Annotated in this window: 8 protein-coding genes; 2 read left to right on the top strand and 6 right to left on the bottom strand. The window is 67.6% G+C overall.

All coding sequences use genetic code 11. The features are described from left to right. Positions 1-99: 99 nt before the first annotated feature. From AC1RM6_RS18320 to AC1RM6_RS18310, 3 genes are all read right to left on the bottom strand, one after another. Positions 100-2616: a PepSY domain-containing protein gene (locus AC1RM6_RS18320; protein ID WP_493103786.1), complete on the bottom strand. Its 2517-nt coding sequence runs from the start codon at positions 2614-2616 to the stop codon at positions 100-102. A gap of 82 nt (positions 2617-2698) precedes the next feature. Continuing rightward, positions 2699-3718: a PstS family phosphate ABC transporter substrate-binding protein gene (locus AC1RM6_RS18315; protein ID WP_493103785.1), complete on the bottom strand. Its 1020-nt coding sequence runs from the start codon at positions 3716-3718 to the stop codon at positions 2699-2701. Between the two features lie 24 nt (positions 3719-3742). Beyond that, on the bottom strand, positions 3743-4771 hold the full coding sequence (locus AC1RM6_RS18310) for a PstS family phosphate ABC transporter substrate-binding protein (RefSeq protein WP_493103783.1): 1029 nt from the start codon (positions 4769-4771) through the stop codon (positions 3743-3745). A 112-nt stretch (positions 4772-4883) separates the two neighbouring features. Between AC1RM6_RS18310 and AC1RM6_RS18305 the strand changes: the two genes are divergently transcribed. Continuing rightward, complete coding sequence (locus AC1RM6_RS18305) at positions 4884-7055, top strand: TonB-dependent siderophore receptor (protein WP_493103781.1); 2172 nt, start codon at positions 4884-4886, stop codon at positions 7053-7055. 19 nt (positions 7056-7074) lie between these two features. On the opposite strand, the gene AC1RM6_RS18300 is transcribed toward AC1RM6_RS18305, so the two are convergent. From AC1RM6_RS18300 to AC1RM6_RS18290, 3 genes are all read right to left on the bottom strand, one after another. Further along, positions 7075-8670 (bottom strand): SMP-30/gluconolactonase/LRE family protein, encoded by a 1596-nt coding sequence (locus AC1RM6_RS18300; RefSeq protein WP_493103779.1) that lies wholly within the window; start codon positions 8668-8670, stop codon positions 7075-7077. A gap of 50 nt (positions 8671-8720) precedes the next feature. Further along, positions 8721-10145: an aldehyde dehydrogenase family protein gene (locus tag AC1RM6_RS18295; protein WP_493103777.1), complete on the bottom strand. Its 1425-nt coding sequence runs from the start codon at positions 10143-10145 to the stop codon at positions 8721-8723. Positions 10146-10215: 70 nt separating this feature from the next. After that, the gene (locus tag AC1RM6_RS18290) at positions 10216-11949 is read right to left on the bottom strand and encodes a thiamine pyrophosphate-binding protein (RefSeq protein ID WP_493103776.1); all 1734 of its coding nucleotides are present in this window, start codon (positions 11947-11949) and stop codon (positions 10216-10218) included. Between the two features lie 218 nt (positions 11950-12167). On the opposite strand from AC1RM6_RS18290, the gene AC1RM6_RS18285 reads away from it, so the two are divergent. Continuing rightward, a complete protein-coding gene (locus tag AC1RM6_RS18285; protein WP_493103774.1) occupies positions 12168-14063 on the top strand; it encodes a flavin-containing monooxygenase in 1896 nt (631 codons plus the stop codon). Positions 14064-14103: the final 40 nt, after the last annotated feature.

Here is a 14103-nt window from a genome sequence, read left to right as displayed (position 1 = left end):
CCGCCTGTCACGGGCTCCGATCCGGCGGACGTGCGGCGTCGGCGGCACCGGCCATCGGGCGGCTTTTCCTCGAACATCGGCGGGCGAGGTCGTGCGGCCTCAATAGATGTCGCGGCGGTAGCGCCCTTCGTCGGTCATCCGCTCGACCACGGCATCGCCCAGCGCCGCGCGCAGCGCCGCGTCGACCGCCGGCGCCATGCCCGCAAGGCTACCGCAGACATGGATCGCGGCGCCGCGGTCCACCCATGCGCGAAGCATGTCGGCATGGACCGGCAGCAGGTCCTGGACATAGCGATTCCTACCGCCATCGCGCGACCAGACGCGATCGAGCCGGGCGAGGGTGCCGCTGGCGAGATAGCCGCGCAGTTCGTCGTCATGGAAGGCGTCGTGCGCCGCGCTGCGCTCGCCGAGCAGCAGCCAGGTCTCGCCGATGCCATCAGCGACACGCTGGCGCAGATGCGCGCGCAGCCCGGCGAGGCCGGTGCCGTTGCCGATCAGGATCATCGGAGCGGCGGCCGGCGGTGCGCGGAAATTGGGATTGGGGCGGAGCCGCATCGCGATTTCGCCACCAGTCGGGGCGAATGCCGTCAGCCAGCCCGATCCGAGGCCCAGCCGCCCGTCGGCGTCGGCCGCCTGCCGGACGAGCAGGTGGATCTGGCCGTCGGCGACGATCGAGGCGATCGAATATTCGCGGTGGGGCAGGGGGCGCAGCCCGGCGACAATCTCTGCCGGGCTGCGCGCGCCGACGGTCGCGACCTCGGGCAGCAGGCTCTTCGCCAGATGATCGGCGAGCGGCAGACCCTCGACCATCGCCGTACCATCCAGGCCGGTCGCCGCCAGCCATGATGCGACCATGGCGGGGGCGTGGCGCGGCGCGATCTCGGCGATGTCGCCCGCTTCCCAGTCGGCGTGCGCATCGCCGACCGGATCGAGCGCGATGTGGAAGGCCGGTCCGCCGGCGCTGCCGGGGTTGAGCAGCCTGCGCTCGGCAAGGCGCCAGCGGTCATAGGCGGCCGGCTGCCAGTCGGGAATGTCGCTGCGCGCGCCGATCGTCGCGAGCTGCTGCTGCCATTGGCGCTGGGCATCGGCATCCTCGCCATCGACCTCGATCATGTCGAACAGCCGCCGGCCGCCGCCGGCATGGAGCCAATGGTCGACCTGGTGGCCGAAGGCGCAGAAATCGGGATATTCGCGGTCGCCGAGCGCGAGCACCGCATAATCGAGATCGGCGATCGCCAGGGGCGCCGCCATCGTCCGCCGCGCAAAGCCGCGGGCCCGGTCGGGCGGCTCGCCGTCGCCATAGGTGCTCACCACGAACAAGGCCCGCTTCGCCTGCGCGAGCATCGCCGCGTCGAGCTCCGCCAGCGCAACGACCCGGGCGCCGTCGAAGGCGGCGGCGGTCTGGCGGGCCAGGCGCTCGGCGCCGCCGGTCTGGCTGGCATGGATTACAAGCAGGGCGCCATCGCCGCCGGCCGCCGGCGACGGGGCGTCGACCGCCGCGAGCTCGCGCTTCCTGCGTCGCCGCGCCAGATAGAGCAGCAGCCCGGTGACGGTGAACAGTGGCATCGTCAGGCTGGTGGTCAGCATCACCAGCCGTCCGGGCAGCCCGAAAAAGGCGCCGCGATGCAGTTCGTACATGCTGGTCGTGATCGTCTGGCCGATCGCCCGCTTCGCGTAGAGATCGGCCTTGGCGATCGCGCCGGTCTTCGCGTCGATCCGGTAATCATCGGTCATGCGATCATGGCGTGCGTCGAGGCGCAGCGCGCGGAACGCGACCGGCTTCTTGCCCTTCGGGATGGTGATCCGGACGATGTCGAACCGGCCGCCGGTCGCCTGCTCGAAACCTGCCCAGGCCGGGGCGAGCGGGACCGGCCTGGCCGGCTTCTTCGATGGCTTGGCGGGCTTCTCGTCCTTCTCGCCGCCGGACTTGCCGGTCAGTGCGTAGGTCACGCCCTGGCGATACCAGTCATAGGACCACCATAGCCCGGTGGTGGCGCTCAGCAGATAGAAGACCAGCACCCAGCCGCCGATCACCGCGTGCAGGGCGCGGTAGAGATTGCGGCCGGTCTTGCGCAGGTCGAGAACGAACCAGGCGCGCCAGTCGAGCGGGCGGCGCGGCCAGCGCAGATAGAGGCCCGACAGCGCGAAATAGATCAGCGCGATCGCCGAAAAACCGGTGATCTGCCGGCCGATGCCGTTGCCGCCGCCGGGCAGCGCCAGCCAGCGATGCAGCCCGCGCACGAATTCGAAAAAGGCTTCGCCGGTCGCATGGCCCAGCAGCCTGCCGCTATACGGGTCCGCATAGCTGGTCTCGCCGCGCCCCTTCTTGCCCGGGGCGGGATCGAAGCCGACGATCGCCGGACGCCCGGGATCGGACGCGATGGTGAGGCTGGCGACCGTCGCGCCGTCGCGCTGCGCCGATGCGCGCGCGATCAGTATGTCGGGCGAGAGCCGCGGCGTGGGCTGGGCGGCGACGGTGACCACGCCGGGGCTCAGGGCCGCCATGATCTCGTCTTCGAAGCTCATCGTCGCGCCGGTCACCCCCATCAGGGCGAGGACGAAGCCGGCGGTGATGCCGAGGAACCAGTGGATCTGAAACAGGACGCGGCGGGTCACGGGCTTGCTGGTCTCTTCATGCGAGGGGAACGGTCGATCGGAGGTGCGGCGGGCAGGGGGACGGCGGCCCGCCGCACCTTGTCTAGAAGCGGGCGAGCTTGGCGCGCTCGGCCGCCAGGTCGGCGGGCGACAGCGGCAGATAGCCTTCGGCACCGTCGCTTTCGGCGGCGATCAGCGCCTGCCCCTCGTCGGACAGCGCCGCCTCGAGCCAGGCCCTGGTCAGCGCGTCGACCGGCTGGTCGGGGGCCCTGTCGACATAGAAATAGAGCGCCGACGACAGCGGATAGCGGCCGGCCGCGACGATGTCGCGCGCGGGCAGGGCGGGCGATTGCCCCGCAGCCGCGATCGGCAGGACGCGGACGCCGTCGCTGATCTTCGCCGCGTCCACCCATCCGACGATGCCGATGCCATAGGGGTCGGCAGCGACCGCACGGATCACCGCCGCATAATCGTCGAGCGGCTCGTAGCGCGGGGCGTAGGTCAGCTTGCCGAAGAAGCGGTCGCGGAACGCGGTCGCGAAGCCGCCATCGTCGCGCAGGCCATAGATGTGGATGCGCCGTCCGCCCGCCTCGCCGGCCAGGCCGAGCTGCGACCATAGATTGACGTCGCCCTTGATGCTGCCGGCCGCGAACACCCGGCCGAGATCCTCGACCGAGATCGCCTCGAGCGGGTTGGCCTTTGCCACATAGACCGCCGCGGGGGTCTTTCCGGTCGGCCGCGGTCCCCATCCCGAATAGCCGATCCGCACCGGGGTCGCTTCATAGCCGTGGATCTGCCGGAAGCCCGCCAGTTCGCCGCGCCAGCCCTCGCGCGCCAGCGGCGCGAACGGGGTCGCACCCGCGGCGAGCGCCGGAAGTCCGGTCGACGATCCCTTCATCATGATCGTCAGCCGCATGTCGGGGCGGCTGCGCGCGACGATCTTGCCGAAGCCGGCGATCAGGCCGTCCATCCCGTCATTGCCGATGATCGACACCGATCCGTCGGGCAGCACATAGGAAGCCCGCGGCGCGACCTCGCCGGAGGCCTTGCCCGCGGCCTGCGCCGCGATCGGAAGGGCGACGACCGACGCGAGCGCCAGCCATGAAAGGGTCTGGATCTTCATGATATGCTTTCTCACAGAGGCCGGTCAGTCGAGCTTGGCGAGTTCGGCCCGCACCTCGGCCGGGGTCAGCGGGATATAGCCCTTGTCCTGGGACGCGATGATCGCCTGGCCCTCGGCCGACAGCAGCAGGCGCAGATATTCCTTCGCCAACGGATCGACCGGCTTGCCCGGCTGCTTGCGGACATAGACGAGCAGATAGCGGCCCAGCGGAAAGCGCCCGGCGCGCACGTCCTCGCGGCTGCCCAGGCTGAACGGTCGCGTGTCGTCGGCGGCAATCGCCAGCTGGCGCAGCGCCGGGGTCTCGCGCCCGAGCGCCGCCACCGCGATCCCCGCCGGGTCGGCGGCAAGCCGGTCGAGGATATCGTCGGTGTCGCCATATTGCTCATAGGCCGGCGCCAGCGCGCGGCCGCCGAGCTGCTCGCGCTGCATATAGGTGCCGAAGCCCGAAAATTCGGGGGTGCCATAAGGATGGATCGCGCGCGGCGCCCACTCGCCCTTGAGACCGAGCTGCCCCCAGCGCGAATAGTCGCCCGCCGGATTGCCGACCGTCATCAGCTGCGCGAGCTGGGCGCTGGTGATCTTCGTCAGCGGATTGGCGCGGTTGACATAGACCGCCAGCGAGGTCGCGAGATGCTGCGAGGTGTCGTCGCTGGTGTGCGCGATCCGGATCTCGAGCGGCGCCTCGCCGACGATCTTGGCGTAGGACTTGACCTCCAGCGGCGCGATCCCGCGGCCCATCGATCCGAACAGGATGCGGTCGTGCGCGAGCAGCGGAATGGCGCTGGTGGTGCCCTTGCCCAGATCGGTGAAGCGTATTTGGGGGTGGGTGGCCGAGAAGCGGGCGCTTGCCCGCTCCAATATATAGCGGACATGCTCGGCGCCGCCGAGCGCGACCGAACCGTCGGGCTGCCGATAGGCATGATCGGTGGCGACGACGACCGGCCGCGGCTTGTAGGCGGCGAAGCTATCGGTGGATGGGGCCGCAATTCCGGCGCCGGTTGCTGCGCAGCAAAAGGCCGCGAGCGCAAAATATCGCGGAAATCTCGGAATCATGGGCGCTCCTTGGTTGCGAAGCGCGAATTATCCGCCGTGCCGCAAAATAGCTAGTGATAATCTGTCGCATTAGCGTTAGTGGCGGCGGCTCACCCATTCGGAGTTCGAAAAAATGGCCTTTTCCGCGCGTCTGCTGTCATCGTCGGCGATCGCAATGTCGTTGGCGCTGTGCTTCGCGGCGGATGTCGTCCAGGCCCAGACGACTGTCACGGCGCCGGTCGACGCCGAAACCGGCGCCGAGGCCGATGCGACCGTCGAGCGTCCCGAGATCGTCGTGACCGCGCGTAATCGCATCCTCGGCTATCAGGCCACCCAGGTGTCGGCGGGAACCCGCACCGACGCGCCGCTGGTCGAGGTGCCGCAGTCGATGGCGGTGGTGACCCAGGCGCTGATCCAGGACCGCCAGCCGCTGAGCCTCGACGAGGCGATCGCGACGGTCAGCGGCATCAAGCAGGGCAATACCCTCGGCGGCACCCAGGACGCGATCCTCAAGCGCGGCTTCGGCACCAACCGCGACAATTCGATCCTGCGCGACGGTGTGCAGTCGGTGCAGGCGCGCAACTTCACCCCCACCACCGAGCGGGTCGAGGTGCTCAAGGGGCCGGCGTCGATGCTGTACGGGGTGCAGGATCCGGGCGGCATCATCAACATCGTCACCAAGAAGCCGACCGTCGATACGCTGCGGGCGCTGTCGCTGTGGGGAACGACCTTCGGCGGCGGCGGCGCGCAGGCCGACCTCGGCGGAGCGATCGGCAAGGGCGGCTTCGCCTATCGCCTGATCGGCGACTGGCAACATTATGATTACTGGCGCAATTTCGGCAAGATCAAGCAATGGGTCGTGGCGCCGTCGGTCGCCTGGTATGGCGACGATACCAGCGTCGTCGCCAGCTATGAGCATATGACCTATTCGGTGCCGTTCGACCGCGGCACCCAGATCAACGTCGCGACCGGCAAGGTGTTCGACATTCCGCGTACGCGGCGCCTCGACGAGGAATATAACGTCACCAGGGGCACCTCGGACAATGCCGGGCTGCGGATCGAGCATCGGCTGGCCGACGACTGGAAGGTCAGGCTCAACTATGGCTTCAGCCATAATTATTATAACGACCATCAGGCGCGGACGATCTCGGTCAACCCGACGACCGGTGTCGTCACACGCCGCGGCGACGCGACGCTCGATGCGCGCCAGACCGCCCATGTCGTCCAGCTGAGCGCGGTCGGCGATCTCGACCTGCTCGGCATGCGCCACGAACTGCTGATCGGCGGCGACTATATGCGCAACTATCGCGTGCTCGGCGACCTGATCCGCAATCCGAACAACACCAATTTCAACATCTACAACCCGGTCTACGGCAATCTTCCCTATCCGACCGTGGTCAGCGCCAGGGACAGCGACCAGACCGACAAGCTGCGCGAATATGCCTTCTTCCTCCAGGACAGCATCCACCTGACCGAAAGCTGGATCCTGCTGGCGGGCGTCCGCTACGATCAGGTCCACGAACTCACCGGCAAGGGGCGGCCCTTCATCACCGGCGCGCTGATCGACAAGGGCAAGGCGGTGCCGCGGCTCGGGCTCGTCCATCTCTTCACGCCCAAGCTGTCGGTCTATGGCAGCTATACCGAGAGCTTCCGGCCCAACACCTCGATCGCGTCGCCGATCGGGACCTTACCGCCCGAGCAGGCGAAGTCGTGGGAAGGCGGCGTCAAATATATCGGCGCGCGGCTGACCGCGACCGCCGCGCTCTACAACATCATCAAGCGCAACGTGCAGGTGAGCGACACCGACTCCAGCGGCAACACCATCACCCGCGCCGCGGGCAGGGTCCGCTCGCGCGGCGCCGAGGTCGACATGTCGGGGCGGATCGGCACCTCGTGGAACCTGACCGCGAGCTACGCCTATACCGACACCGAGGTGCTCGAGGATCCCAAGCTGCTCGGCAATCCGCTCAACGGCGTTTCGAAGCACCAGGGGTCGCTGTTCCTGACCAAGGATTTCGGCGCGGTCGGTCCGGGCACGCTGCGCGCGGGCGGTGGCGCGCGCATCTCGAGCAAATGGGGTGCGGGCGATGGATCGGGCAAGGTCTACTGGCTGCCGGCCTCGCAGGTGTTCGACGGCTTCCTCGCTTATTCGACGAAAATCGCCGGCACGCCCGTCGAATTCCAGATCAACGCCAAGAACCTGTTCGACGAGACCTATTATGTCTCGAACAGCGGCACCACCCAGCCGGCGATCGTCGTCGGCGAACCCCGCTCAGTGCTGCTCAAGGCGCGGATGTTCTTCTGACCGGGGGCTGCGGAAAGCCCTAGCGCCTGCGGATCGCCAGCACGCTGCCTTCGGCGTCGCCCGAGACATAGAGCGTGCCGTCGGCCCCGGCGGCGATCGCGGCGAACGGGCCCATCGGGCCCGACATGTCGCCGATCGCCGCGAGGAATTTCGGGACCACGCCTGGGGGGGCACCGACCGGCAGGTTCGAAGCGATCGTCTCGCGGATGCCGGTCGCGAGATCATAAGCGATCAGGCTCTTGCTGCCGGTGTCGACCACGAACAGCGATCCATTGCGCACGATTATGCCCTCGGGGGTGCCGAGGCCATCGAGCACGGTCTCGGCCTTGCCGCCTGAAAGGCGGACGACGCGGCCGGCGCCGGATTCGGAGACGAAGCAGGTGCCGGCATCGTCGAAGGCGACGCCCTTGGGACGGTCGAGCCCCGACGCCAGCTCCTCGGCGCCGCTGGCGCCGACCGCGAACACGCGGCCGGTCGGCATCTCGGCGAAGGCGATCGCGCCGGTCGACGAGACCGCGACCCCGAACAGCTGGTCGTAACCGCTGGCGAGGATCTCGTTCGCCTCCTTCGCCGGCCACCAGCGCGCGACGACGCCCTGCGCGGTGGTGACGATATATTGGCCGTCGCCGGCGGCCGCGACGCCGCGGGTATAGCCGGGGAAGCCCGGCGAGAAGATCATGCCGGCGAGGGTGCGCTCGCCGCCCGGTGCCATCAGATAGGTGAAGGCGCCGTCGGCGACGAACAGGCGGCCATCGTCGCCCATCGCCAGGCCGAGCGGCCAGTTGAGGCCGTCGGGGACGAGGTCGCGGGTCTTGCCGCCGGCGAGGACCTCGGTGACGTAGCCGGTGATGTTGGAGACGAACAGCCGGTCGCCGACGAAGGTGCAGTTGTCGAGGCCGGGCGTGAGGCTGGCGAGCACCGACTGCGCGCCCGTGCGCGGATCGATCCGCAACACCTGGCCGCTATAGACCTGGGTCGAGACGATGAAGCCCTCGGCATCGAACTTGACCGAGTCGGGGACGCCGAGATCCCTGGCGACGACCTCGGGGGCGCCGCCGGCGAGGTCGACCCGCCAGATCTCGTTGGTGCCCATCACCGGGAAATAGAGCTTGCCGTCGGGGCCGACGGTGAAGGCGTTGGGCATCGGCACATTGTCGAGGATGATGCGCGGTGCGCCGCCGGCGCGGTCGAGCTCCATGATCCGCCCGCCGACCCGGCATTCGCCGGCGATCAGCCGTCCCTGGTGATAGGTGATCGGGTTGGCGACCGGCATGTCGCCCTGGATCACCTTGTAGCTGCCGTTCGGCGCGAGCATGCCGATCCGGCCTTCGGTGATCTCGGTGACATAGATATTGCCGTCGTCGTCGAAGGCGAGGTCGTCGGGCGCGACGACATTGCCGCCGAGCGGACTGATCGTCTCGATCGCACCGCTGTCGGGATCGATCGCGCTGATCTGGCTGCCCGAGACCTGGGCGACATAGATGCGGCCGTCGGCGCCGGTGCGCATGCCGTTGGCGCCGAACAGCCGGCTGGGCGGGGTGATCCGCGCCAGCGTCCAGTCGCCGACCGGGGTTGCCGGAATTGCGGCCGTGTAGCGGCTAGGCTGCGACGCCATATTCTCTCTCTCCTGATGCAGCGGCGGGGTCTGCGCCCCGCCGCCGAAGCTTATGCCGGCTCGTAGCCGAGCAGCGACTTGACCTCGAGATATTCGTGGAAGCCGAACTCGCCCCACTCGCGGCCATTGCCCGAGCGCTTGTAGCCGCCGAACGCCGCGTGGAAATCGAAGCCGCCGTTGAGGCCGATCCAGCCGGCGCGCAGGCGGCGGCCGATCGCGCGGACCTGGTCGAGATCGACGCCGCTGACATAGCCGGCGAGGCCGAAATTGCTGTCGTTGGCGATCTCGACCGCATCGTCGACATCGTCATAGCCGATGATCACCAGCACCGGGCCGAAGATCTCCTCGCGCGAGATCACCATGTCGTTGGTGGCGGCGGCGAACACGGTCGGCTTGACGTACCAGCCCTTGTCGAGCCCGTCGGGGCGGCCGAGGCCGCCGGCGATCACGGTCGCGCCCTCGTCGATGCCCTTCTGGATATACTCCTGGATGATGTTGTACTGGCCCTTCGAGACGACCGGGCCCATCGCGACATCGGTCAGCGGGTCGCCGACGGTGACGCCCTCGGCCGCTGCCTTGGCGGCAGCGACCGCCTCGTCCATCCGGCTGTTGGGGACCAGCAGGCGCGAACCGGCGCTGCAGGTCTGGCCCGAATTGCCCATCATCGTCGCGGTGGCGACGGTGACGTTGTTGACCAGCTCGGCATCGTCGAGGACGATGAACGCGCTCTTGCCGCCGAGTTCCTGGCAGACCCGCTTGACGGTCGGCGCGGCGCTCTTGGCGATCTCGACGCCGACGCCCTCGGAGCCGGTGAACGACACCATGTCGACATCGGGGTGCGACGACAGCGCCGCGCCGATCACCGAGCCGCTGCCCTGGAGCATGTTGAACACGCCCGCCGGCACGCCCGCGGCGTCGATCATCTCGGCGAGGATCTGCGCCGAATAGGGTGCGAGCTGCGGCGGCTTGAGGATCATCGTGCAGCCGGCGGCGAGCGCCGGGAAGGCCTTCACGCAGGTCTGGTTCATCGGCCAGTTCCACGGCGTGATCAGCGCGCAGACGCCGATCGGCTCCTTGACGATGCGGGTCGCGCCGCGCTGTTCCTCGAACTTGAACTCGCGCAACACCTCGATCACCGTCTGGAGGTGCCCCGAGCCCAGGAAGACGTGGAAGCCGTTGGCGAGCCCGGCGGGGGCGCCCATCTCCTCGGTGATCGCGGCGCCGAGTTCGCCCTGGCGGCGCTGATATTCGGCGAGCAGCGCTTCCAGGATTTCCAGCCGCTGCGCCGGCGTGGTCAGCGACCAGCTGCCGAAGGCGCGGCGGGCGGCGGCGACCGCGAGGTCGACATCGGCGATCGAGCCGAGCGAGATCCGGCCCGAGACCGCCTCGGTGGCGGGGTTGATGACGTCGGCGGTCTTCGGCTCGACCGGATCGACGAATTTACCGTCGATATAGAATTTGAGATAGTCGCGCATATCGTCTCCAATCGTTCGGGCGGCCGATCAGGATCGGCCGCCCGTTATCGTTCGATGGGGCGGAAAGCCCTTATTGCGTGCCTTCGGCGTACCAGGTGCGGAATTCGGCATATTTCGGCATTTCTTCCGAATTCGCCTTGGGGTCGATCACGACATGGACGACGCCGACCTTGCCGCTGGCATATGCGCGCTCGATCGCCGGGCCGATGTCCTCGGCCTTGGTGACATATTCGCCATGGCAGCCGAAGCCTTCGCCGATCTTGTCGAAGCGGACGTCCTTGCTCCAGTGGGTGCCGGTCTCGGCGGTGCCCTGGCCGAAGGTGCGCTTGTAGACGCCGACCTCGAGGCCCCACTGGTTGTCGACGCCGACCACGCAGACCAGCGGCAGGTTGCAGCGGGCGGCGACCTCGAGCTCGCCGATGTGGAACAGGAACGAGGAATCGCTGGTTAGCAGCATGCCCGGACGCTGCTTGCCGGTCGCGGCCTTGTCGGCGAGCATCGCCCCGGTCGCATAAGGCAGGCCGGTGCCGATATGGCCGAAATTCTGGTTCCAGATCACATGGTGCGGCTTGCACTGCGAATAGGTCCACTGGAAGATCACCGTGGCGCCGCCGTCGCGGATCATGATGCCGTCCTTGGGGAAGGCCTTGGTCGCCTCGACGACGAAGCGCGAAGTGTGGATCGGCACGTCGCCGCTGCCGTCGCTGCGGGTAAGCGATTCCTCGGCGAGCTGGTCGAGCTCGGCCTGGCCGTCCTTCATGAAGGCGGCGAGGCCGGGGGCGTCGGGCAGGGGGTTGTCCTTGAGGGCGGCTACGAGCTGCGGCACGACGCCGCGCAGATCGCCGACCAGCGGGATATCGATCGGGCGGTTGACGCCGATCGCCGACGGATCCTGCTCGACATAGATCCACTTGCGGATCGCCTCGTTCTTCACCCAGTAGCGCCAGCGGCCATAATGGACCGGCTCGCCGAGCTCGGTGCCGAGCGCGAGGCACAGGTCGGACTCGGTGACCGCCTCGATCGAGGCGTTCGAGAAGACGTACTGGAAGGTGCGATCCTCGAGCCCCGGGATGTACGAGGTGCCGCCCGAGGTCTGGATGACCGGGCAGTTCATCAGCAGCGCGAGTTCCTTGACCGATTCCTCGGTGCGCGAGGTGTGGACGCCGTGCCCGACCAGCAGGATCGGGTTCTTGGCGGCGCGGATCGCGGCGACCGCCTCGGCAACCTTGTCGACGTCGGCGCCCTGGTTGACCAGGCGATAGCGCGACGGCGGCAGCGGCTCGGGCAGGTCGAGCTCTTCGGTGATGATGTGGCTGGGATATTCGATATAGACCGGGCCCGGGGTGCCGCCGAGCGCCTTGCGGATGCCCTCGCGGATGATCTCGTCGGTCTGGTCGGCATATTCGATCGACGCCGAATATTTCACCGAATTCTCGAACAGCGGCATCTGCTTGACGAACTGGATGCGGCCGCGGCGGACGCGCTGTTCGGTGACGCGGGCGCGCTGGCCCGACAGGAAGATCACCGGCGAATTCTCGACCAGCGCGCACTGGATCGCGGGGGCGGCGTTGGCGATGCCCGGCCCGAGCGTGCCGATGCAGACCGCGGGCTTGCCGGTGATGCGCGAGGCGGCTTCGGCCATGAAACCGGCGGCGGCCTCATGGTGTGGGGCGATCACTGTCCAGCCGCGCTCCTCGGCGCGCAGGAACATATGCACGAAGTTGGGGTCGGGAATGCCGAAGAGGGTGTTGATCCCCTCGGCTTCGAACAACTGCAGGATGCGTTCGTAAACAGGCACGCCCATGGTTCTACTCTCCTTCGTGGTGCGCATTTACTCCGGGTCTGAAGGGATTCGTCCTTCATCGCAATGGTCGGGATCGCACCCGTGAATCCATCGCCAGAGCGGTCGATTGGATCCTGCACGATATCGGCTTGTTGAACAACGTTGTTGATTAGCGTCGGTCGCGCTATGCACGCGTCCAGCAAAGCCGAGCCGGCACAGCAGAGGACGAGGGGATCGAGATGAATTGCAAGCCGACGCTCAAGACCCGGGAGATCGACATCCCGGCGCTGCGTGCCAAATATTACAGCGAGCGCGACCGCCGCATCCGCCGCGAGGGGCAGGAGCAATATATCCAGCCCGAGGGCGAGTTCGCCGAAACCTATGAGGGCGATCCGCACAGCCCGACCACCCCGCGCGAGTCGCTGTCCGAGGATATCGACGTCGCGGTGCTCGGCGCCGGCTGGGCGGGGATCCTCGCCGGCCATCATCTGAGCAAGGCCGGGGTCACCAGCTTCCGCAACATCGACCATGCCGGCGACTTCGGCGGGGTGTGGTACTGGAACCGCTATCCGGGTCTCCAGTGCGACAACGACGCCTGCTGCTATCTGCCGCTGCTCGAGGAAACCGGCTTCATGCCGTCGAAGAAATTCGCCGACGGCTACGAGATCCGCGAATATGCCCAGAGCATCGCCCGCACCGCCGGGCTGTACGAGAAGGCGCTGTTCCACACGATCGTCACGTCGCTGCACTGGGACGAGAGCATCCAGCGCTGGCATATCGCCACCGACCGCGGCGACGATATCCGCGCGCGCTTCGTGATCATGGCCAACGGCCTGCTCAACATCCCGAAGCTGCCGGGCATCCCCGGCATCCACCGGTTCAAGGGCAAGATGTTCCACACCGCGCGCTGGGACTATGACTATACCGGCGGCGACCAGAAGAACCCGACCCTCGACAGGCTGGCCGACAAGCGGGTCGCGATCGTCGGCACCGGTGCCACCGCGGTCCAGGCGACCCCGTTCCTCGGCAAGGCGGCGCAGCAGCTCTACGTGCTCCAGCGCACTGCCTCGACCGTCGACGCGCGCAACAACACCCCGGTCGATCCCGAATGGGTCAAGACGCTCCAGCCGGGCTGGCAGCGCGCGCGCCAGGAGAATTTCCATCGCGCGGCGATGGAGATGCTGCGGCCGGGCGAGACCGACATGATCTGCGACATCTGGACCGAGATCAACCGCACCCTGCTCGCCGAGTTCGAGGCCGAAGGCTGGCCCGCGCTCGACTATGAGCAGTTCATGGCACGGCGCGAGCAGGTCGACTATCGGGTGATGGAGCGGCTGCGCGACCGGGTCGACGCGATCGTCACCGACAAGCAGGCGGCCGAGATCCTCAAGCCCTATTACCGCTATCTGTGCAAGCGGCCGGCCTCGAACGACGATTATTACCCGACCTTCAACCGCCCCAACGTCAAGGTGATCGACGTGTCGGCGACCCAGGGGGTGGAGGCGATAACCGAGAAGGGCTTCATCGCCGACGGGGTCGAATATGAGATCGACTGCATGATCTTCGCCAGCGGCTTCGAGGTCACCTCCGACCTCGACCGGCGCTGGGGCATCGACCGGATCGAGGGCCGCGGCGGCGTGTCGATCTACGACGCCTGGAAGCATGGCTACGAGACCTTCCACGGGATGATGGCGCGCGGCTTCCCCAACCAGTTCTTCACCGGCTTCATCCAGGGCGGGGTCAATTCGTCGACCACCGAGACCTTCAGCCAGCAGGGTCGCCACATCGCCTATATCATCGGCGAGGCGCTCGAACGCGGCGCGACGACGGTCGAGCCGAGCCAGGTGGCGCAGGACGGCTATGTCCGGCATATCCGCGAGACTGCGATCGACCTGTCGGCGTTCCAGCGCGAATGCACCCCGAGCTACTTCATCAACGAAGGCGCGGCCGAGGTCGACGAGAAAGGCGAGAAGAAGTACCGCTGGTATCTCGGCGAGACCTATGGCCCGGGCTATTATGTGTTCGAGAAACTGCTCGAGGACTGGCGCGCGGCGGGCGATCTCGAAGGGCTCGAACTCGGCAGCGGGCCCGCCGAAGCCGGGGTCGAAGCGGTCGGTGTGACCGATCCGGCTTGATCCGTAACCGGCAGTACAGTCATATGATACCGAATCGCGT

The organism is Rhizorhabdus sp. GW822-FHT03C02, assembly GCF_058801765.1.
The sequence above is the reverse complement of the archived record's forward strand: the minus strand, read 5'-3'. Positions and strand labels throughout refer to the sequence as shown.